Annotated in this window: 19 protein-coding genes; 5 read left to right on the top strand and 14 right to left on the bottom strand. The window is 65.7% G+C overall.

Features of this window, described 5'->3' with window-relative positions:
• Positions 1-2 precede the first annotated feature (2 nt).
• The 5 genes from MHZ91_RS06140 to MHZ91_RS06120 form a co-directional block, all read right to left on the bottom strand.
• Entirely contained in the window at positions 3-854 is an 852-nt protein-coding gene (locus MHZ91_RS06140; protein ID WP_239212934.1) for an AraC family transcriptional regulator, read from the bottom strand.
• Positions 855-920: 66 nt separating this feature from the next.
• Positions 921-1412, bottom strand: a complete 492-nt coding sequence (locus tag MHZ91_RS06135) for a hypothetical protein (protein ID WP_239212932.1) — start codon at positions 1410-1412, stop codon at positions 921-923.
• On the bottom strand, positions 1409-1957 hold the full coding sequence (locus MHZ91_RS06130; protein ID WP_175184449.1) for a hypothetical protein: 549 nt from the start codon (positions 1955-1957) through the stop codon (positions 1409-1411). Before MHZ91_RS06130 ends, MHZ91_RS06135 begins: the two co-directional genes overlap by 4 nt.
• A 144-nt stretch (positions 1958-2101) precedes the next feature.
• Positions 2102-4840 carry a cation-transporting P-type ATPase gene (locus tag MHZ91_RS06125; protein ID WP_239212930.1) on the bottom strand — a complete coding sequence of 913 codons (2739 nt, stop codon included), beginning with the start codon at positions 4838-4840 and terminating at the stop codon, positions 2102-2104.
• 105 nt (positions 4841-4945) lie between these two features.
• Entirely contained in the window at positions 4946-5911 is a 966-nt protein-coding gene (locus MHZ91_RS06120; protein ID WP_175124438.1) for a LysR substrate-binding domain-containing protein, read from the bottom strand.
• A gap of 106 nt (positions 5912-6017) precedes the next feature.
• On the opposite strand from MHZ91_RS06120, the gene MHZ91_RS06115 reads away from it, so the two are divergent.
• Positions 6018-8315 (top strand): NADP-dependent malic enzyme, encoded by a 2298-nt coding sequence (locus tag MHZ91_RS06115; protein ID WP_239212928.1) that lies wholly within the window; start codon positions 6018-6020, stop codon positions 8313-8315.
• Between the two features lie 99 nt (positions 8316-8414).
• On the opposite strand, the gene MHZ91_RS06110 is transcribed toward MHZ91_RS06115, so the two are convergent.
• Positions 8415-8795: a hypothetical protein gene (locus MHZ91_RS06110; protein WP_175137704.1), complete on the bottom strand. Its 381-nt coding sequence runs from the start codon at positions 8793-8795 to the stop codon at positions 8415-8417.
• A 161-nt stretch (positions 8796-8956) separates the two neighbouring features.
• Positions 8957-9322 (bottom strand): DUF4148 domain-containing protein, encoded by a 366-nt coding sequence (locus tag MHZ91_RS06105; RefSeq protein WP_218343057.1) that lies wholly within the window; start codon positions 9320-9322, stop codon positions 8957-8959.
• A 220-nt stretch (positions 9323-9542) separates the two neighbouring features.
• Between MHZ91_RS06105 and MHZ91_RS06100 the strand changes: the two genes are divergently transcribed.
• Both MHZ91_RS06100 and MHZ91_RS06095 read left to right on the top strand, forming a co-directional pair.
• Positions 9543-9716 (top strand): hypothetical protein, encoded by a 174-nt coding sequence (locus MHZ91_RS06100; RefSeq protein ID WP_239212926.1) that lies wholly within the window; start codon positions 9543-9545, stop codon positions 9714-9716.
• 2 nt (positions 9717-9718) lie between these two features.
• Positions 9719-10036, top strand: coding sequence for a hypothetical protein (locus tag MHZ91_RS06095; protein ID WP_239212925.1), 318 nt, complete (start codon positions 9719-9721; stop codon positions 10034-10036).
• 3 nt (positions 10037-10039) lie between these two features.
• On the opposite strand, the gene MHZ91_RS06090 is transcribed toward MHZ91_RS06095, so the two are convergent.
• The gene (locus tag MHZ91_RS06090) at positions 10040-10255 is read right to left on the bottom strand and encodes a SlyX family protein (protein ID WP_056558252.1); all 216 of its coding nucleotides are present in this window, start codon (positions 10253-10255) and stop codon (positions 10040-10042) included.
• Between the two features lie 98 nt (positions 10256-10353).
• On the opposite strand from MHZ91_RS06090, the gene MHZ91_RS06085 reads away from it, so the two are divergent.
• Positions 10354-12420, top strand: a complete 2067-nt coding sequence (locus MHZ91_RS06085; protein WP_239213012.1) for a TonB-dependent receptor — start codon at positions 10354-10356, stop codon at positions 12418-12420.
• A gap of 40 nt (positions 12421-12460) precedes the next feature.
• On the opposite strand, the gene MHZ91_RS06080 is transcribed toward MHZ91_RS06085, so the two are convergent.
• Positions 12461-13093, bottom strand: a complete 633-nt coding sequence (locus MHZ91_RS06080) for a nitrogen fixation protein NifQ (RefSeq protein ID WP_370647785.1) — start codon at positions 13091-13093, stop codon at positions 12461-12463.
• A 179-nt stretch (positions 13094-13272) separates the two neighbouring features.
• On the opposite strand from MHZ91_RS06080, the gene MHZ91_RS06075 reads away from it, so the two are divergent.
• A complete protein-coding gene (locus tag MHZ91_RS06075; RefSeq protein WP_239212924.1) occupies positions 13273-15783 on the top strand; it encodes an ankyrin repeat domain-containing protein in 2511 nt (836 codons plus the stop codon).
• A 187-nt stretch (positions 15784-15970) separates the two neighbouring features.
• Here the strand turns inward: MHZ91_RS06075 and cyoD are convergent, their stop codons facing one another.
• From cyoD to MHZ91_RS06050, 5 genes are all read right to left on the bottom strand, one after another.
• The gene (gene cyoD, locus MHZ91_RS06070; RefSeq protein WP_175124443.1) at positions 15971-16321 is read right to left on the bottom strand and encodes a cytochrome o ubiquinol oxidase subunit IV; all 351 of its coding nucleotides are present in this window, start codon (positions 16319-16321) and stop codon (positions 15971-15973) included.
• Positions 16321-16935 (bottom strand): cytochrome o ubiquinol oxidase subunit III, encoded by a 615-nt coding sequence (gene cyoC / locus MHZ91_RS06065; protein ID WP_056326361.1) that lies wholly within the window; start codon positions 16933-16935, stop codon positions 16321-16323. The genes cyoD and cyoC overlap by 1 nt, the downstream gene beginning before the upstream one ends.
• A 3-nt stretch (positions 16936-16938) precedes the next feature.
• Positions 16939-18915 (bottom strand): cytochrome o ubiquinol oxidase subunit I, encoded by a 1977-nt coding sequence (gene cyoB / locus MHZ91_RS06060; RefSeq protein ID WP_175124444.1) that lies wholly within the window; start codon positions 18913-18915, stop codon positions 16939-16941.
• Between the two features lie 2 nt (positions 18916-18917).
• Entirely contained in the window at positions 18918-19826 is a 909-nt protein-coding gene (gene cyoA / locus MHZ91_RS06055) for a ubiquinol oxidase subunit II (protein WP_175124445.1), read from the bottom strand.
• A 257-nt stretch (positions 19827-20083) separates the two neighbouring features.
• The gene (locus MHZ91_RS06050; protein ID WP_056558235.1) at positions 20084-20635 is read right to left on the bottom strand and encodes a response regulator transcription factor; all 552 of its coding nucleotides are present in this window, start codon (positions 20633-20635) and stop codon (positions 20084-20086) included.
• Position 20636 lies beyond the last annotated feature (1 nt).

The following is a 20636-nucleotide window of genomic DNA, read 5'->3' as shown; positions in this document are numbered from 1 at the left end:
GGTCAGGCGCCCGCGGCCAACGCATAGCGGCGCGGCGACACCCCATAGGCGCGCACGAAAAGCCGCGTCATGTGGCTCTGGTCGGCAAATCCGCCCAGCGCGGCCGCATCGGCCAGCGCCATGCCCTGCCGGATGAGCCGCCGCGCCAGCAGCAGGCGACGCTGCATCTGGTAGGCGTGCGGCGTCAGCCCCGTGGCGCGCGTGAAGGCGCGCAGCACCTGGTAGCGGCTCAGGTCGCTGGCGGTGGCCAGATCGGCGAGCGACAGCGCGGCGGCCGGGTCGTCGTCGATGCGCGCGATCGCATGGCGCAGGGAGGACGGTATCGCCTCGCGCGCAGGGGCGGTGGCCAGCGTGCCGCGCGGACCGCCAGCCTGCGCCAGCACGCGCAACAGCAGGCTGTCGCACGCCAACGGCGATCCGCCTGCGGTGATGTGTGCATAAAGCGCAAGGACGTCACGGGCCAGCGCTGGCTGGTGCCGCGCCGGGGGCTCGAATTCGTAGAGGGAGGCGCCCGACAGACTGCCCGCATCGTGACGCCGAGGCACGCCCGCGCCGGTCAGGTCTTCGGCGCAGGCGGTCACGACGCCGGGATCCAGGTAGATCATCTGCCAGGCCCGCACACCGTCGCCGATGGGCGCGCCATCGTGGACCTCGCCCGGATTGACCGTGATGACGTAACCCGGCCCGGCCTCCACCTGGCCCCGGCCGCTGTGCGACACCTGTGCGCCTTGGCGCATCACCCCGATGCCGAATTGTTCATGCGTGTGGCGCGCGAACGCGTGGCCGCTGCAGGCGGATACGGCCTGCACGCCGGCGATGGCGCTGCGCTGCATGAGGAATTGGCGTGCGGGCATGAATGACGTGGCGGCGATGGCGGTCGGGCCAGTATCGCCCGCAGATCTCGCGCCGATCAAGCGTCGCTATTGCAGGCCGGTCCAGCGCGCCACGGAGGGTTCGGCCGAGGCCCATTTCCATTGCCCGTCCCGGCGCTGGCAGATCGTGCTGGCGTAGGCAGGCGCGGCGCCTTCCACTTCCACCGTAAACAGCACCTCGCGGCAGTGCGCCAGCGGCGTCTCGATGTCGCGCACCGCCTGGATGCTGCCGCGTTCGTTGCCCACCGCCAGGGTGCGTTTGATCTGCCACTGCCGGACTTCACCGATGGGCAGCCCGCCCACCGTATTGGCCATGACGTTCTGCTGGTCGTTCTTCCATTCGCGCAACACGTACTTCACGGTGGCGTCCACCGCGGCCTGCACCGTCACGCCAATGGCAAAGCCGGCAACGGGATTGGCCGTGGCCGCGCCGCTCAGCGTGCCGACCACCGCGCCCGTGGCGGGACCGATGGAGGAACTCTGGCAGCCCGCGAGCGCCAGGCTGGCGGCCAGCGCCAGCATGCCGATCGCCCGCGTCACTGCAGCGAGCCCCAGCGGGCGGTCGCCGGTTCGGCGCTGGCCCAGCGCCAGTTTTCGCCGTCGCGGCAGACGGTCGTGACGTAGAACTCGCGTTCCGGATCAGCGCCGGGTTTGCCGGCAGGCGTGTCCACCGAGAACACCACTTCCTTGCATTGCAAATCGCCACCGCCGATCAGCCGGCTGACGGTGACCTGGCCGCGCGCGTCGTCCTCGATCGGCAACTTATGCTCGACGTTCCAGCTGGCGACCTTGCCCACCGCAAGCGCGCCGGCCGCCTTGGCGATGGCGTCCTGCTCTTCGCCGCGTGTCTGGCGCTGCGCATAGGCCAGCGCGGCCTTCGCGCCGGCCTGCACGCCCAGGCCGATGCCCGTGGCTACCGTGGCGTTGTCGGTCACCTTGTTGGCGATGGCCGTGCCGGCGATACCGGCCGCGGCGCCCGTGCCTTCCCCGAGCATCGAACTGCAGCCTGAAAGCGCGGTCAGCGCGGCGAGTCCCAGCAGGCAAAGCGCGCGGCCGCTCGCAAAGGTTGGCGAGATGGTGAACAAGCTGCGGGCCCTCCTGTGAATCTTGGCGGGCGCAAGTATAGGAGGGCGCGCAGCCGCGCGGCCGCGGCCTTTACATTTGTTGGCATTTTTGTGCGCGAGGCGCGGCGGACAACCGGGGCGCGCCATCACGCCGCGGTCGTCACGTCATGCTGCGGGGCGATGCGCCAGCTCGAGCCGGGCGCGCCGCGCGCGCCATGTCCGCAGCACCAGCTTCTCGATCTCCACCACGCAAAAGAGCGCCGCGGCGGCCACCAGCGTCAGGGTCCAGTATTCCGGCGGCAGCGGGACGGTGCCGAACACGCGGTTCATCGCGGGCAGATAGATCAATGCGCATTGCAGCAGGCCCAGCAGGATCGTGACCAGCCACAGCGCCTTGTTGCGGAACATGCTGGGCGTGATCGGCCACCGGTCCTGCAGGCGGCAGTTGAACAGATAGGTCCATTGCGCCGTCACCAGCGTCTGCAGGATGACGGTGCGGATGAAGTCCGGATCGCGCCCGGCGGCAATCAGGCTCTTTTCGATGATGAAGGCGGACGTGGTGAAGAGCAGCCCCACGAACGCGATGCGCCAGAGGGCGAAGCCGTCCAGGATCGATTTCGCGGGATCGCGCGGCCGGCGCTGCATCATGCCCGGTTCGGCCGGTTCAAACGCCAGGCCGAAGGCCAGCGTGATGGAGGTCGCCATGTTCATCCACAGGATCTGCAGCGGCGTCAGCGGCGCCTGTGCGCCGGCCAGCAGCGCCACGATGACCAGCAGTCCCTGCGCCAGGTTGGTCGGCAGGATGAACAGGATCGTCTTCTTCAGGTTGTCGTAGACGCGGCGCCCTTCGCGCACGGCATAGGCGATGGAGGCGAAGTTGTCGTCCGCCAGCACCATGTCGGCGGCCTCTTTGGTGACCTCGGTGCCCTTGATGCCCATGGCCACGCCCACGTCCGCCTGCTTGAGCGCGGGCGCGTCGTTGACGCCATCGCCCGTCATGCCGACCACTTCGCCCATGCTTTGCAGCGCGCGCACCAGGCGCAGCTTGTGCTCGGGGCTGGTGCGCGCAAAGATGTCGTGGTCGCGCGCCAGCGCGGCAAGTTCTTCGTCGCCAATCTGCTGCAACTGGGCGCCGGTCACCGCCTCGCGCACATGCGTCATGCCCAGCATGGCGCCGATCGCCAGCGCGGTTTCGGGGTGATCGCCCGTGATCATCTTCACGCGGATCCCTGCCTGGTTGCACTGCGCGATGGCTTCGATGGCTTCGGGACGGGGCGGGTCCATGATGCCGGCCACGCCCAGCAACACCAGCCCGTCCTGAAAGTCCGGATGATCCAGCACTGTGGCGTCCGCCGTGCCGGGCTTGTACGCCGCTGCCAATGTCCGCAGGCCCTGGTGCGCAAAGGCCTCCAGGCCGCGCTCCCAGTAGTCCAGCCGCAGCGGCTGCGGCCCGGCTTCGCCCTGTTCCTGCGCGCACAGCTTGAACAGCACGTCGGGCGCGCCGGTGACGTAGATGATGTTCTGACCATGGTCGTCGCAGCGGCGCGCCATGTACTTGTAGCTGGAATCGAACGGCACCTTGCCGTGCTTGGCCACGCCCTCCAGGCTCTGGCCGGCCTTGGTTGCCAGCACCATCATCGCGCCTTCCGTGGGACCGCCCACGATGCGCCACTGCCCATCGGCATCTTCGTGGAGCTGGCTGTCGTTGCAGATGGCGGCCGCACGCACGAAGCGCGTCAGCGCGTCCTCGCGCTGCCAGTCCACCGGCGTCCCGTCGGATTCACGGGTGATCTCGCCAACGGGCCGGTAGTTGTCGCCCGACACGCGATACACGCCCTGCGCCAGCAGCACGTTCTTGGCGGTCATCTCGTTCATGGTCAGGGTGCCCGTCTTATCCGAGCAGATCACCGTCATCGCGCCCAGCGTTTCGACGGTGGGCAGCTTGCGGATGATGGCGCGGTTGCGCGCCATGCGCTGCACGCCCAGCGACAGGATGATGGAGATGATGGCAGGCAGGCCTTCCGGCACGGAGGCGACCGCGATGCTGATCAGCGACATCAGCAGGTCGGACAGCGGCATGTCGAGCACGTAACGGCCCAGCACGAACAGCACCACCACCATCACCAGCACTACCTGGAAGATGCGCTTGCCCAACAGCTCCATCTGCCGCAGCAGCGGCGTCTGCAGCGTCTGCACGTCCGTCATCATGCGGTTGATGTGGCCGATCTCGGTGTCGCTGCCGGTGGCCACGACGATGCCGCGCGCATTGCCCGCACTGACGTGGGTGCCCGAGAACCCCAGGTTCAGGCGGTCGCCCAGCGGCGCGTCACCCGGCAGGGGCGCATCGTGCTTTTCGACGACGGTGGATTCGCCGGTCAGCATCGATTCCTCGACGCGGAAGTTGTGCGTGTCAAAGAGCCGCACGTCCGCCGGGATCTTGTCGCCGGGTCGCAGGATCACGATGTCGCCCGGCACCAGGTCGCGGGCGTCGATCTCTTCCTTCTGCCCGTCGCGCACCACGCGGGCATGGTTCGACAGCATGTTGCGGATGCCGTCCAGCGAACGTTCGGCGCGGCTTTCCTGCACGTAACCAATGACGGCGTTGATGACCGCCACGGCCAGGATGACGCCGGTATCGAGCCAATGGCCCATCAGCGATGTCACCACCGCCGCACCCAGCAGGATGTAGATCAGCACGTCATTGAAGTGGCCCAGAAATCGCAGCCAGGCGCTGCGGCGGGCAGGCGGGGGCAGTGCGTTCAGGCCGTGGGTCTCTTGCCTGCGCCGGATCTGGTCTTGCGAAAGGCCGGCGGCGCTGGTCACCTGGATGCCCAACGTCTCGTCGACGGAGAGTTGGTGCCAGGGGCGAGGAGCTTGCGGAACCTGCGTGTTCGCCTGCGTCATGACGTACGGCCTCCCGGAGGGACCGGCCACGTGACCGGGCCGGAAGTCGGGGGCCGCACAGGTCAGTCCGGCGTCCATGATACGACGGGCTGCCGGCCCGAGGCGTCACATCGGCCGCGCGCCCTTCAGATAGACCTCGCGCAACGCCGCCGCAAACAGCGCCTCGACGTTGCGCCGCAATCCGTCGGACCGCGTGAACAGCGAGATCGGCGGAAGCGTCCAGTCAAACGAATACGGCACGATGGCCGCACCCGCGATGCGGACCAGTTCGTCGGCGATGTCGGCCGGCAGGATCGTGACGGCGCGGTCGCTGGCCACGATCATCTCGCCGATCAGCTTGGACGAGTCGCTTTGCACGGACGGCGGCGGGGGCGCCAGGCCGGCGCGCAAGAAGATGTCGGCCACCTGCTCGCGGATCGGGCTGCCCGGCGTGCCCAGGATCCAGTCCAGATCGGCCAGCCGGTTCCATTCCAGGCGCGACCGACCCAGCCGGGCGGCCAGCCGGCGGCTGGCGATCAGGCGCGGCTGCTGGTGGTACAGCACCTCGAAACCGATGTTGCTCAGGTCCACCGAGGGCGTGGCCCAGCCGACGACCACGTCCAACGTGTGGTCGCGCAATTGGCGCAATAGCGCCGGCCCCTGACCCTCGTGGATGGTGGCGGTGAGCTGACGGCCCTGCGGCAGCGTGCGGCCGATGGCCGCCGACAGCATCTGGCCCGACACGAACGGAATGACCCCGATGTGCAGGTGGGCGGCGTGCCCGGCCGCCACGGTTTCCATTTCCTGCACCAGATGGCCCAGGTCATGGACCAGCCCGCGGGCACGCGCCAGCACCACGGCGCCCATGGGCGTGGGCGTCATGCCCCGCACCGAGCGGTCGAAGAGGGGCACGCCAAACATGCTTTCCAGTTCGGCCAGCGCATTGGTCACGGCGGGTTGGCTGGTCGCCATGTGTTCGGCCACCCGGGTCAGTGACCCGTGCTGCTCGATCTGGAGCAGCAGCATCAGGTGGCGCATCTTCAGGCGCGAGGTCAATTTCCGGAAAACGGCATCCGGATCAAAGGCTGTCATAGACAAGGCATTAGGAAAGTGTGATGGGACGATATTAAATCCGAATGAACACCTTATGTCTTCCACCCTAGAATTTTGCACATTCAAGACAGCGAGGCCACAGCCCATGAACAACCCCTCCGACCGCCAGGCAGCCCTGGACTATCACGAGTTCCCCACCCCGGGAAAGATCTCCGTCGTGGCGTCCAAGCCGCTCGTCAACCAGCGCGACCTGGCGTTGGCGTACTCGCCCGGCGTGGCGGCGGCTTGCGAGGAAATCGTGGCCGACCCGTCCAACGTGTACCGCTACACCGCCCGCGGCAACCTGGTGGGCGTGATCTCCAACGGCACCGCGGTGCTGGGCCTGGGCAACATCGGCGCGCTCGCGTCCAAGCCGGTCATGGAAGGCAAGGCGGTGCTGTTCAAGAAGTTCGCCGGCCTGGATGTCTTTGACATCGAAATCAACGAAACCGACCCCGACAAGCTGGTCGAGATCATCGCCGGCCTGGAAGCCACCTTCGGCGGCATCAACCTGGAAGACATCAAGGCCCCCGAGTGCTTCACCGTCGAGCGCAAGCTTCGCGAACGCATGAAGATCCCGGTCTTTCACGATGACCAGCACGGCACCGCCATTACCGTGTCGGCCGCCTTCATCAACGGCCTGAAGGTCGTGGGCAAGGACATCAAGCAGGTCAAGGTGGTCACGTCGGGCGCGGGCGCTGCGGCGCTGGCGTGCCTGGACCTGATGGTGGACCTGGGCCTGCCGCTGGAAAACATCTGGGTCACCGACATCGAGGGCGTGGTTTTTGAGGGCCGCACCACGCTGATGGATCCGGACAAGGCGCGCTTTGCGCAAAAGACCGACGCCCGCAAGCTGGCCGAGGTGATCCAGGACGCCGACGTGTTCCTGGGCCTGTCGGCGGGCGGCGTGCTGAAGCCCGAAATGGTCGCCGCCATGGGTTCGCGTCCGCTGATCCTGGCGCTGGCCAACCCCACGCCGGAAATCCTGCCGGAAGTGGCGCACGGCGTGCGCGACGACGTGGTGATGGCCACGGGCCGTTCGGATTACCCGAACCAGGTCAACAACGTACTCTGCTTCCCGTACATCTTCCGCGGCGCGCTGGACGTGGGCGCCACGACCATCACGCGCGAAATGGAAATGGCCGCGGTGCATGCCATCGCCGACCTGGCCGAAGAAGAACAGAACGAAGTCGTGGCCGCCGCCTACGGCACCTACGACATCTCGTTCGGTCCCGAATACCTGATCCCCAAGCCCTTCGATCCGCGCCTGATCGTGCGCATCGCGCCGGCCGTGGCCAAGGCCGCGATGGAAGGCGGCGTCGCCACGCGTCCGCTGGCCGATCTGGAAGCCTACGAAGAACAGCTGCAGCAGTTCGTGTATCACTCCGGTGCGTTCATGAAGCCGCTGTTCTCGGCGGCCAAGCGCATCGTGCGCTCCGGCGGCAAGGCGCGCATTGTCTTCACCGAGGGCGAAGACGAACGCGTGCTGCGCGCGGTTCAGGTCATCGTCGACGAAGGCCTGGCCCGTCCGATCCTGGTGGGCCGTCCCGCCGTGCTGCTGTCGCGCATCGAAAAATTCGGCCTGCGCCTGCGCCTGGGCGAAGACGTCGAAGTCACCAACCCCGAATACGACGAGCGTTTCCACCAATACTGGACGACGTATTGGGAGCTGATGAGCCGCCGCGGCATCACCAAGGAGATGGCGCGCGTGGAAATGCGCCGCCGCCTGACGCTGATCGGCGCAATGATGGTGCATCTGGGCGATGCCGATGGCATGGTCTGCGGCACGGTCGGCGCGTACCACGACCACCTGCGATTCGTGGACGAGGTCATCGGCCGCCGTCCGGGCCACAACGTCTACGCCGCCATGAACATCCTGCTGCTCGACGAGCGCACGGTGGTGCTGGTGGACACGCACGTGAACGACGAGCCCACCGCCGAGCAGATCGCCGAATTCACCATCATGGCCGCGCAGGAAATGGCGCGCATGAATCTGGCGCCCAAGGTCGCGCTGCTGTCGCGCAGCAACTTCGGCTCGGGCAGCTCGGCCTCGGGCGAGAAGATGCGCCGCGCGCTGGAACTGGTGCGGCAGATGGATCCGGAACTGGAAATCGACGGCGAAATGCACGGCGATTGCGCGCTGGACGAGGCCCTGCGCATGCGCATCCTGCCGTCGTCCACGCTCAAGGGTGAAGCCAACCTGCTGGTGTGCCCGAATGTGGACTCCGGCAACATCGCCTACAACCTGCTCAAGACGGCAGCGGGCGGCAACGTCGCGGTGGGTCCGTTCCTGCTCGGCGCCAATGCCCCCGTGCACATCCTGACCAACAGCTCCACCGTGCGCCGCATCATCAACATGACGGCCATGACGGTGCTCGACGCCAACCGCGTCGAAGGCGCCTGATCGCCATTGAGCCCGCCGCGTGATTCGCGCGGCCAAGACAATGCGCGCCACTCCTCATGGAGCCGGCGCGCATTTTTTTCTGCAGGTGAGCGGCCAGGCCTAGTTTGCGCTGGCCTTCCAGGTGCCGTCCGGTTGCTTGCAGAACCAGAACTGCCAGGTTTCGGTCGTGGTGGTCCGCGAGAAATTGCCGACCAGGAAGCGGCAGACGCGGTCATTGCCGGCTTTGGTGGTTTGCTTGGGCGTCAACTGCACCGTGATTGGCGCCGCCTTCTTGCGCTGGTGCGTGCTGGTCCATTCGGTGCTCTGGCCGTCGGCCGAGCTGTTCAGCGCCTGTGCCACGGCCTCGTGAAACGAGGCGCGGTCGGCCGGCAATATCTGTGTGATGAGGGCGTCGTTGAGCATGACGGCCGGGGCGGCGACCGCCGCCGACGCCATGACGCTGGACAGAAGCACTGCGGCAAGAACGCGGGGATATTTCAAGATGGGCTCCCTGATGTGAACAGCCAGTAAGGCGGTAAGCGAGTCTGCACCGTGAATCTGAGCCGATAGTACGCCAAAAAAAGGCCGCCCAACGGGCGGCCAAGCTACAACAAGGGGAGGGTAAATCGTTGCGCTGCGGGAGAGCCGGATCAGTTGCCGTTTCAGTTGCCGCGATACACGCCGGCAAACGGCATGTCATTCGGTTCCACGTTCGACACTTGGCCGGCGGCCTTGGCGGCGGCCAGTTCGGCCTGTACCTCGGCGCGGGTCTTGCCGGTGTGCGGCGTGCCATACACACCTTGGAACGGCGTGTTGTTCGGTTCGGCGTTGGTGTTGATGCCGGCAGCCTTGGCGGCGGCCTTGGCGGCAGCCAGTTCGGCCTTCACCTGAGCGCGGGTGGGGCCTTCGTACGGGGTGCCGTAGACGCCCTGGAAGGGCACGTTGTTGGGTTCGATGTTGGGCGAGGCGTAGGCGCCGGCGCTCAGTGCAGCCAGCGAGAACATCAAAGCGGTAGCAAGGGTCTTCATGGTAAACCTCCGATTTCTAGAGCCTGGGAGCGAATCCGGCGGCCTTTCCGTCGTGGTTCGTTGCTGTTTCCCGATGGGGTGAATCTTGCGCCGATCTAGAATGCGGATAAACCCGGATATCGGTAAAAGATAATTCCATCAGTGGAAAGATTTCGCCTCTAAGTAGGCTAAATCACCATTGTTGGAATACCGAGGCGGGGCGGATCGACTGGACTTGTGCATGGAAAAAATCGACCTCACCCGGGAAAAGGCCACGCTTCTCATCACGCTGTACGCCAAGGCCCGAGAAAGCCAGCTACCCAATTCCGTGCTGCAGGACCATCACGCCGCCGATGCCGTCGCCCACATCGACTACGATTTTTCGCGCCTGATCTGCCCGAGGACGCGCTGCTGACGTTGCTGCGCACGGTCACGGCGCAGTTTCCGTCCGGCGAGGTGGTCTTCGATGCCTACAACCGCCTGGGCCTGGCCTGGGTGGCGCACAACCGCATGATCCAATCCACGGGCGCCGTCACGCGATGGAGCCTGGGGCGTCCGCAGGATCTGGAGGCGCAGGTGCCGGCCTTGCGGCTGCGCACGGTGCGCGGCGGGTACGAAACCGACGACCCCGCGCAGCGGGCACGATATTCGCTGCCGGCGCAGGCGGCGTTATGGCTGATGCGCCGGGTCGAGCCCTTGGGTAGTATGACCAGGCTGCTGCGCTATCACTATTAGCGATCAGTAGTGCGGCGGCAGTTCGTCGCGCAGGCTGCGGAAGGGGGCTGCCCCCTCAGGCGCCTGCTGGCGCAGGTCGGCGACCTCGCGCATGAGCCGGTCGATCTGCTGTTGTTGGCGGACGATGATCTGGTTCAACTGCTCCAGAAGATCATCCGAGAAGCTGGCTTTGACCTCCAGGTCCATCAGCCGGCGTTCGATGTCTTGCGTATTTTCCATGGCGGGTATTAGAACCCATTCCCGCCCGATCACAGGAGAGAAGTTTGGTACAGCGGCAATGGCGGGACAGCGGCACGTGGTGGTGGACGGCAAGCACGATACTGGCGCTTGCACCGGCTGCGACCGCGCTGGCGCAAGCCCAGACGCTGGCCCCGGTGGTGGTGACCGGCACCCGGCTCGGCACCGCGGTGCTGGACACGCCGGCCTCCGTCGATGTCGTGCAGGGCAGCGCCATGCGCTGGCAGCAGCCCGGCATCAACCTGTCCGAAGGGCTGGCTGGCGTGCCCGGCCTGCAGATCCAGAACCGCCAGAACTACGCGCAGGACCTGCAGATTTCCAGCCGCGGCTTCGGTGCGCGGTCCACGTTCGGTGTGCGCGGCGTGCGGCTGTATGTCGACGGCATTCCCGCAACGATGCCCGATGGCCAGGGGCAGACCTCCAATATCGACATCGGCTCCATCGACCGCGTCGAGGTGCTGCGCGGGCCGTTCTCGGCGCTGTACGGCAATTCCTCCGGGGGCGTCATCCAGGTGTTCACGCAGGACGGCGCCAATCCGCCCGAGATCACCGCCAGCGGCTGGGGCGGCAGCTACGGCACATGGCGCTACGGCGCGCAGGCCAGCGGCGTCACGGGCACGGGCGCGGGTCAGCTGGATTACGTGCTGGACCTGTCGCGTTTCACCACCGATGGCTATCGCGATCACAGCGCCGCGCGCAAGAATCTGGGCAACGCCAAGCTGGGCCTGCAACTGAACGACGACAGCCGCCTGACCCTCGTCGTCAATAGCGTCGACCTGAAGGCGCAGGATCCGCTGGGCCTGACCTACCAGCAGTTCCAGGACGACCCGCGCAGCGCGCCGGTGGCCGAGCAGTACAACACCCGCAAGACGGTCAAGCAGACGCAGGGCGGGCTGGTCTTCGACCACCAGATCGACGGCCGCAACGCGCTGCGCGTGATGGTGTATTACGGCCAGCGCGATACCACGCAATATCAGTCGATCCCGCCCGCCGTGCAGACGCCGCCCACGCAAGCCGGCGGCGTCATTGATCTGAAGCGCCAATACGGCGGCGCGGACGTGCGCTGGACCTCGGAACTGACGCTGGCGGGCCGCGCGCTGACCGTGATCGGCGGCTTCTCGTACGACACCATGCAGGAAGACCGCAAGGGCTACGAGAACTTCGTCGGTTCGGGCGCAAGCCGCCAGTTGGGCGTGAAAGGCGCGTTGCGCCGCGATGAAACCAATCGCGTCTACAACGCCGACCCCTATGCGCAGGCCTCCTGGAATTTTGCCGACCGCTGGACGCTGGACGCAGGCCTGCGCTACAGCACGGTCCGCTTCGACTCCGACGACCACTACATCACCGCCGGCAATACCGACGACAGCGGCGGCGCGCGCTACCGCAAGGCGTTGCCCGTGGCCGCGCTGCGCTACGCCGTCAACGACGACGTCAGCGTCTACACCTCGTACGGCCGGGGTTTTGAAACGCCCACGCTGAACGAGATCTCGTACCGGCCCGGCGGCGACCCGGGGCTGAACTTCGGCTTGATGCCATCGGTCAGCACCAACGTCGAAGCCGGCGTCAAGGCGCGCATGGCCGGCGGCCTGCTGACGGCCGCGGTGTTCAGCACCCGCACGGACGACGAGATCGTGTCTGCGGGCAGCCTGGGCGGGCGCACCAGCTACCAGAATGCCGGCCGCACGCGCCGCGATGGCCTGGAACTGAGCTGGTCCGGGGAATTTGCGCGCCATTGGCGCACGCAGCTCGCGTACACGCTGCTCAACGCACGCTATGCCGACGACGGCAGCGGCGATATCCGCGCGGGCAACAAGATCCCCGGCATCGCGCGCCAGGCGGCCTATGCCTCGCTGGCCTGGGCGCCGCCCGAAGGCTGGCAGGCCGGAGTGGAAGGCCGCTACCTGAGCAAGATCTACGTCAACGACGCCAACAATGGCGACGCGCCCGCCTATTTTGTCGCGGCCGCCAGCGTCGGCTACATCAAGCGCGCCGGCCCGTGGGAGCTGAACGCCTACGCCCGCGTCGACAACCTGTTCGACCGCGACTACGCAGGTTCGGTCATCGTCAACGAAGGCAACGGGCGCTATTACGAACCGGCGCCCGGACGGAATGCGGGCGTGGGCGTGGGGGCGACTTACCGGTTCTGACGCGCGAGGTGCGTGGGGCTGTCGTGGCCCCGCCCGCGCCTTACGCCGCGGCGGGGTAGCAGTACGCGCTGTCCTCGCAATCGCTGCATCCCGGCGCGGCCGCGGCGGGCAGGTCGGCGTGTTCGCACGCCGAATGCGCCAGGAATTTCTTCCAGCGCAGATTGTTCACGTTACGGCTCACCAGGCCCGGATAGTGACGCGCAAGCAGCACGGTGACGTCTTCGCGACCCGACAAACCCAGATCGCGCCACAGGTGGTCTGGCCGCAGGCAGGCGTGCGCCAGAACGCTGCTGACCCATGGGGTGGTGTCGGGGCCGGGCGCGCGGTAGGCGTCGAGCAGGACGCGCATCAACAGCGTGAAACCGGGCTGAGGATCGCTCACGCCCATCCCGACGTAGGCGGCATATTGCTCGCGCAGCGGGGACAGGGATGTGTCGAAGCCGGTCAGCGCGCCCGGGAACAGATAGTCCAGCAGGTCGTGCAGTTCGGCCGGCGACAGACCACTACGCGCGAGGTCCTGGTGGGCAATGCTGGTGCCGATGACGGCGGCGAAAAAGCCGGCGTCGGGATGAACGGGCGGTGCATATCGCAGCAAGGCATGCGCAAACCGCTGGGCCCGATCGGTGATGCTGGTGTCGGGAAGAGAGGGCGGCACGGGCACGGCGTCCATCATGATTCTTAATGCGGTAACGGTTTTATTAAGCTGTTAACTAAACAGTGTAGGGGCGAATATATAACGAAAAATCGGCGCGCTTCTGCCATATGCGGGTGAATCCCCGTTGGGACATACCCGAGGGTAATTAGCGGGGACAGGTATGATCGGCGTCCTTTCCATTGCATAACACCCCAAACATGCCGCGCCGTTTCCGTCCCGCTGTCACCCGTCTGTTCGGCGCTGTCGCGCTGGCGCTGGCCGGCATGGCCGCATCGCCGCCGCCGGCCCTGGCCTTTGACGTCGGCGCTGTCATTGATTCGATCCGGCTTTCCCGTTATCCGCTGCGCGAGCCCGAGCGCCGGGTGTGGGGCACCGAGAACGTCAAGGACGCCGTCCTTGTGGGTCAGATGGAAAACCGGCTGTACCTGTACCGGTACGTGCGCGAGGGGGCCAAGACCTTCAAGCTGGATTTCCGCTCGCAGCCGCTGGTGATCGATCCCGAAGGCTGGAAGGCGTCGCGCGAGGACAACGTGGCGGTCCGGTCCCCGCGCGCGGGCGAGGCCTTCTACTGGGTCGGTTATGCCGATCGCGGCGCCGGCGCCGGCAAGGCCACGGGTTTTCTGGTGGACGACAAAGGCGAGGCCGCGTCGGTCAACGCCGACTCGCAGCTAGCGGTGGTCACCAGCAGCCGCCCGTGGGACGAGGCGCGCCGCGCGCAGGCCCTGGCAACATTGCAGGCGGCGCTGCGCGACTATCCCACGCGGCTGGACCCCTTTCCCGCGCAGGTGCGTTTCGAACACCAGACGGCGCCGGACGTGACGGCCACGTTCCGCACGTTGCATCAGGTGGCGCGCGCCATTCCGCGCGCCAAGACCGCCGAGTTCAACCGTGCGCTGGCCGACCTGCGCCGCTTCGTCATGGCGCAGGATTATCGCGAGATCGATCCGGACGGCAAGGACGCCGAGATGCTGACCGCCTTGAACGACTACGGCTTCTGGCTGGCCGAGTCGGGCGACACGGCGCAGGCGGAACGCATCCTGACCGACGTGCTGCGGCGCGATCCGTCGCGCACCGCCGCTTACCTTAACCGCGCCGACGCCCGCTGGAAACAGCGCGAGAAATCGCGCGAGGAGCGGGCCTATTACGAAGCGCTGGCGCGCGAGGACTACCGGCTGTATTGCTCAAAGCGCCTTGCCGCCAAGGAAGCCATTCCGGCCAACATCGCGTCCCGCATCGGCGCGGCGCTGGAGGCCTCGGCACTGGATGCGCAGGTCTGCCGTCCGCGCCTGGCGATCTTCCAGGCGATCCAGGCGAACGATCTGGACGCGGTGCGCGCCCAGCTGGCGGGCGGACAGGATCCGAACGGCGTGAACGAATACGGCAGGTCCGCACTGTCGGTGGCCGTGTCGCGCAAGCAGCTTGAGATGGTGCGCGTGCTGCTGGACGCGGGCGCCAAGGCGGACGGCCCCGACAACGGGTTCTCGCTGGTCGCCAGCGCGTTGCCGGACGCCAAGGACACCCGCCCGGCCGCAGAGCGCTACGCGCTGGCCGACATCCTGATCGCCGCGGGCGCGCCGGTGGATGCGCTGGACTCGAACGGCACGCCGCTGCTGATGCGCCGGATTTCGTACTACAGCGACAGCAAGGAAAACCTGGTCTACCTGCTGGAGAAGGGCGCCAATCCGAACGCGCGCGAAAAGAACGGGCGCTCGCTGCTGCATGCCGCGCTGCAAACGCCAAAGAATTTCTGGTTTGCCGAGAAACTGCTGGCGCGGGGGGCGGACATCAATGCCGCCTACACCCGCATGTATTACGGCAACAGTCCCATGTGGGAAACGCCCTTGCTCGAGGCCCTGCGGGAATCGCCGGGCGGCGACCTCACCCCGTCGGCAACCTATGCCGTGCCCGAGCGCGTGACATACGTGCTGGCCCATGGCGCCGATCCCGCGGTGGGCGGCTACGGCGCCAGCAAGGACGCGCCGGACCGTAACGGGATGAATGAAGGCCTGTCGCTGGCCGTCCGCTACCTGCAGCCTGGCCTCATCGATCAGTTGGTGCAGGCTGCTCGCCCGCCGCAAGCGCCGCTTTCGACGGAGCCGTTGTCCAGTCTGCTGTCGATGTGGAATCAGGTGGAGCAACGCGCGGCGGCTGACGGCAACAGCGCGGCGTGGGACGGCCAGCGCGCGCGGCTGCGCGCCGTCGCGGACCGGTTGGTGGCCGCAGGGGTGCCGCTGGCGGCGCCGGCCGACACGGCGGGACCGCTGCGCAACCGGATCGCGCCGCTCAGCCTGCCGTGGCTGCCCGACGATTTGTACGAGGCTTGGCTGAAGGCGGGTGCGGACCCGACCGACCGGAGCGATTCCGACATGCGGATTGAGGGCGTCGCGGCGGCGGACGCGCTGCCGCTGGTGACCATGCTGAACCTGGGCATGGACAACAAGGTTCAGTTGCTGCTCGAACACGGCGGCGCGCCAAAGACGCCGGCCCGTTGCGGCATGGCGGTGGCGGACGTGCTGGCCTGGCAGCTCGGCAACAACGGCCCGGTCAGCCCGATGGGCGGACGTGCGGTCAAGCAGGTGCTCGATGCAACCGCTGGCCCGGCTGGATGCGATCTGAACCAGACGTCGCGCGTGCAGCCCTTCGAGGGCGTGACGGCAACCGAGCTGGCACGGCGCGCCGAGGTGGACCTGCCGGCGCCGCCGCGCTGAATCGCCATGCTGATCCGCCGCGCTGATCCGCCGCGCTGAGCCGCCGCGCTGATCCGGCGCGCGCTGCGCAGCGGCTGTGGCCAGCTGCCTGCCCGCGACGCCCCAGCGCCTTCCGCGCAATCCCACCCCAAAAAAAAACAGGCGCCCGAAGGCGCCCGTTTTTGCATGCCTGAACGGCAAGCGGTCATTACATGGCGTGGCCCATGTTGACGTTCATGTTGTACAGCACCCAGGCCGAACCACCGACGATGATGAAGATGATCAGCACGGTGAAGACAAACGTGGCCAGGTTGTCGCGGGACGACTTCGATGCGCCCATGTGCAGGAAGTACACCAGCTGAACCAGCAGCTGGAGAATGCACAGCGCCACCACGCCGATGATCGTGGCGGTGTGGGACAGCGCGCCGTGCATCACCAGGCCGAACGAGCCGAAGGTGAGCAGCAGCGAGAGCACGAAACCGATGATGTAGGACTTCAGGCTGCCGTGATCGGCGGCGTGATCGTCGTGGCCGTGTGCGGCCGCAGCGGAGTGCGACATCAGAGGGCTCCCAGAAGGTAGACAAAGGTGAAGACGCAGATCCAGACGATGTCCAGGAAGTGCCAGAACAGGCTCAGGCACGCCAGACGACGCTTGTTGATCGAGTCCAGGCCATGACGGCGGATCATGTCGAGCATGACGATGATCCAGATCAGGCCAAAGGTCACGTGCAGGCCGTGCGTACCGATCAGCGTGAAGAACGCGGACAGGTAGGCGCTGCGGCCCGGACCGGCGCCGATGCTGATCAGGTGATGGAATTCATAGATTTCCATCGCGATGAAGCCCGCGCCGAACAGGAACGTGACCATCAACCAGCCCATGGCACGGCTCTTGTTGTTGGCGTGCACGTTCAGGTTGGCCATGCCGAAGGTGAAGCTGGACACCAGGAGCAACAGCGTTTCGACCAGGACGAAGTTCAGGTCGAACAGTTCCTTGCCGGACGGACCGCCCGCGGTGGCGTTGGACAACACCGCGAACGTGGCAAACAGCACCGAAAAGATCAGCAAGTCGCTCATCAGATAGACCCAGAAACCGAAAACGGTCTTGGATCCATCGTCGTGATGCGCGTGATCGTCGTGACCCGCGTGGGGGTGAGTGGCTACGGCTTGAATCATGGCTCAGGCGGCCTTCTGCATTTTGTCAAAGTGAGCGTTTTCGATGCGTTCGACTTCCGCGGCCGGGACCCAGTAGTCGACGTCGCGGTCATAGGCGCGAACGATGAACGAACCGATCATGCCCACGAAACCGACGATCGACAGCCACCAGATGTGCCAGATCAGCGCAAAGCACATGACCAGGCCAAAGGCGCCAATCCAGACACCAGCGGCGGTGTTCTTCGGCATGTGGATGTCTTCGTACTTGGCCGGGCGCTTGTACGCCTTGCCGCTTTGCTTGTCTTCCCAGAACTGGTCCAGTTCATCGACGTGAGGAACGTGGGCGAAGTTGTAGAAAGGCGCGGGCGACGAGATCGACCATTCCAGCGTGCGGCCATCCCACGGATCGCCGGTGACGTCCTGGTTCTGCTTGCGCTGACGCACCGAGACGAACACTTGCTGCAGCAGGAAGAAAATGCCCAGCATGATCAGCGCGGCGCCAGCCAGCGCGACCAGCAGGTACGGCTGCCATTCGGGGTTGTCGTAGTGGTTCAGGCGACGCGTCATGCCCTTGAAGCCCAGGACGTACAGGGGCATGAAGGCCAGGAAGAAGCCGACGAACCAGCAGTAGAACGAGTAGCGGCCCAGACGCTCGTTCAGCGTGAAGCCGAACGCCTTCGGGAACCAATAGACCATGCCGGCGATGCAGCCGAACACCACGCCACCGATGATGGTGTTGTGGAAGTGCGCGATCAGGAACAGGCTGTTGTGCAGGATGAACGACACGCCGGGGATGGCCAGCATCACGCCGGTCATGCCGCCGATGACGAACACGATCATGAAGCCCAGCGTCCACAGCACCGGCGTCGTGATGCGCAGGCGGCCGCGGTAGATGGTGAACAGCCAGTTGAAGATCTTGGCCCCGGTCGGGATCGAGATGATCATTGTCGCTATGCCGAAGAAGGCATTGACGTTGGCCCCCGCACCCATGGTGAAGAAGTGGTGCAGCCAGACCAGGAACGACAGCACGCCGATGGCGGCCGTGGCGTAAACCATGGACTTGTAGCCGAACAGGGTTTTGCGGGCGAACGTGGCAACGATTTCCGAATACACGCCGAAGGCCGGCAGCACCAGGATGTAGACCTCGGGGTGGCCCCAGATCCAGATCAGGTTCACGTACATCATGACGTTGCCGCCACCGTCGTTCGTGAAGAAGTGCGTGCCCAGGTAGCGGTCCATCGTCAGCAGCGCCAGGGTCGCGGCCAGCACGGGGAAGGCGGCGACGATCAGGACGTTGGTGACCAGCGAGGTCCACGTGAAGATCGGCATCTTCATCAGGGTCATGCCAGGCGCACGCATGCGCAGGATGGTGACGATGAAGTTGATGCCGCTAAGTGTTGTCCCCAGCCCTGATATCTGCAGTGCCCAGAGGTAGTAATCCACCCCCACGCTTGGACTGTAGTCCAGCCCGGACAACGGCGGATACGCGAGCCAGCCGGTCGCGGCGAATTCGCCCACGAACAGCGACAGCATCATCAGCACGACGCCGGCGGCGAACAGCCAGAAGCTCAGCGAGTTCAGGAACGGGTACGCCACGTCGCGGGCGCCGATCTGCAGCGGCACGACGATGTTCATCAGCCCGGTGATGAAGGGCATCGCCATGAAGAAAATCATGATGACGCCGTGGGCGGTGAAGATCTGGTCGTAGTGGTGCGGCGGCAGGAAGCCGGCCGAGTCCGCGGACGCGACGGCAAGCTGCGTGCGCATCATGATGGCGTCGGCAAAGCCGCGCAGCAGCATGATCAGCGCAACGATGATGTACATCACGCCGATGCGCTTGTGGTCGACGGTGGTGAGCCACTCCGTCCAGAGGTACTTCCACTTCTTGAAGTAGGTGATGGCGCCGAAGACCGCTAGGCCTCCCAGGCACACGGCGGCCAGCGTAACCATGACGATGGGGTCATGGTACGGAATGGCCTCGAGGGTAAGTTTCCCGAGCATTGTTAGTTGATTCCTGCGATCAGATTATTCGACGTGGAGGTGCACGTGGCGGAGTCCACGCCGGCCATCTTGGTCATCGTGCTGCCCAGAATGAAATCAAACATGGCGGGCGGCGCCGACGAATACTTCACGACCGGGTTGCGCTCGCTGCGCTTGGTCAGTTCCGCATAGACCTCGGGGGTCAGGGCGGTGGGAGCAGCCTTCGCTTCCTTGATCCAGTTGTCGAACCCTTCCTGCGACATGGCGTGCGCCTTGAAGCGCATGCCCGAGAAACCGCCGCCGCTGTAGTTGGCCGAAATGCCGGCGTAGGTGCCGATTTCGCGCGCGTTCAGGTGCAGCTTGGTCTCCATGCCGGCCATCGAATAGATCTGGCTGCCGAGCTGGGGAATGAAGAACGAGTTCATGACCGAAGCCGACGTGATCCGGAAGTTGACCGGAACGTCCACGGGGAACGCGATCTCGTTGACCGTGGCGATGTCGTACTCGGGGTAGATGAAGAGCCACTTCCAATCCAGTGAAACCACCTCGATGGTCACCGGCTTGTGTTCGGACACGAGCGGCTTGTAGGGATCCAGCGCGTGCGTGGAGCGCCAGGTGATCACGGCAAGAATCGCCACGATGATACAAGGGACGGTCCAGACGACGGCTTCGATTGCCGTGGAGTGGGCCCACTTGGGCTGGTAGTCAGCTTTGGTGTTGGAAGCGCGGTACTTCCAGGCAAACGCCACGATCATGATGAGGACCGGGATCACGACGATGAGCATGAGCCCGGTCGCCGTCAGCAGCAACGTCTTTTCCTGGATGCCGATATCTCCCTTGGGGGAGAGGATTTCCATGTTGCAGCCGCCAAGCAGCATGACCGCGCCGACGCCAAATATGCGCGTAAGGGTCGCAAGGAGGGGGTGTTTCACGTACAGCCTTGGATGGAAGGTGGGAAATGCTGCAAAGCAGCAGACTGGAATGCTGCTAGGCAGCAACGTCCATCCTATCGGTTTGATCTGGGTCAAGCCTGCGACGAAAGGTCGCATTGCCTGGGAGAAATCCGGCCCAATGGCGGCGGATTCAGGGTTTTCCTAGGGGAGCAGAAGCCCCGAGGGGAGGGAGGGGGTGCGACGATATGTCGCACGTGCACATGGGGGTGTTGTAAAGATGTGTCGCCCCGCACAACTCATTCCGGAAGCACCTCGCGTTCCGGCCCCGGTTTTTTCGCCAGCTTGCGTTGCAGCGAGCGCCGGTGCATGCCGAGGAGGCGCGCCGCGGCGGAAACATTGCCGCCGGTCTCGTGCAGAGCCTGGTGAATGTGCTCCCATTCTAGGCGGTGCAACGGCGTCATGGTCGTTTCGATCGTAACCGTTTCTGGCTTCACCAGACCCAGCGTGCGCAGGATCATGGGCGCCGTGGCCGGCTTGGGCAGATAGTCGTCGGCGCCGCGCTTGATGGCTTCCACGGCGGTGGCCACGCTGGCGTAGCCGGTGACCAGCAGGATGCGCATGTCTTCGCGCAGCGCGCGCAGCGGGCGGATCAGGGTCAGGCCGGAGTCCTCACCCAGGCGCAGGTCGACCAGGGCAAAGGCCGGACGGATTTCCTCGGCCACGCGTAGCGCCTCGGCGATGCCGGTGGCGGTTCGGGTTTCCAGGCCGCGGCGCGACAGGCTGCGCTGCAGGGTGCGCACGTAGAGTTCGTCGTCGTCGATCAGCAGGCCAAGATCGTTTGCATTCATC

The organism is Achromobacter sp. ACRQX, from assembly GCF_022346505.1.
Taxonomy (GTDB): Bacteria; Pseudomonadota; Gammaproteobacteria; order Burkholderiales; family Burkholderiaceae_B; genus Achromobacter; species Achromobacter animicus.
Note: the sequence above shows the minus strand (reverse complement) of the source record. Positions and strands in the feature narration are given on the sequence as shown.

What these genes read in the sequence shown, in the direction of transcription:
- MHZ91_RS06125 (WP_239212930.1), bottom strand. Translation starts at nt 4,840, where the DNA reads ATGACGCAGGCGAACACGCAGGTTCCGCAAGCTCCTCGCCCCTGGCAC.
- cyoD (WP_175124443.1), bottom strand. Translation starts at nt 16,321, where the DNA reads ATGTCGCACTCCGCTGCGGCCGCACACGGCCACGACGATCACGCCGCC.
- MHZ91_RS06140 (WP_239212934.1), bottom strand. Translation starts at nt 854, where the DNA reads ATGCCCGCACGCCAATTCCTCATGCAGCGCAGCGCCATCGCCGGCGTG.
- MHZ91_RS06050 (WP_056558235.1), bottom strand. Translation starts at nt 20,635, where the DNA reads ATGAATGCAAACGATCTTGGCCTGCTGATCGACGACGACGAACTCTAC.
- MHZ91_RS06100 (WP_239212926.1), top strand. Translation starts at nt 9,543, where the DNA reads ATGGAAAAAATCGACCTCACCCGGGAAAAGGCCACGCTTCTCATCACG.
- cyoB (WP_175124444.1), bottom strand. Translation starts at nt 18,915, where the DNA reads ATGCTCGGGAAACTTACCCTCGAGGCCATTCCGTACCATGACCCCATC.
- cyoC (WP_056326361.1), bottom strand. Translation starts at nt 16,935, where the DNA reads ATGATTCAAGCCGTAGCCACTCACCCCCACGCGGGTCACGACGATCAC.
- MHZ91_RS06115 (WP_239212928.1), top strand. Translation starts at nt 6,018, where the DNA reads ATGAACAACCCCTCCGACCGCCAGGCAGCCCTGGACTATCACGAGTTC.
- MHZ91_RS06120 (WP_175124438.1), bottom strand. Translation starts at nt 5,911, where the DNA reads ATGACAGCCTTTGATCCGGATGCCGTTTTCCGGAAATTGACCTCGCGC.
- MHZ91_RS06080 (WP_370647785.1), bottom strand. Translation starts at nt 13,093, where the DNA reads ATGATGGACGCCGTGCCCGTGCCGCCCTCTCTTCCCGACACCAGCATC.
- MHZ91_RS06075 (WP_239212924.1), top strand. Translation starts at nt 13,273, where the DNA reads ATGCCGCGCCGTTTCCGTCCCGCTGTCACCCGTCTGTTCGGCGCTGTC.
- MHZ91_RS06105 (WP_218343057.1), bottom strand. Translation starts at nt 9,322, where the DNA reads ATGAAGACCCTTGCTACCGCTTTGATGTTCTCGCTGGCTGCACTGAGC.
- MHZ91_RS06090 (WP_056558252.1), bottom strand. Translation starts at nt 10,255, where the DNA reads ATGGAAAATACGCAAGACATCGAACGCCGGCTGATGGACCTGGAGGTC.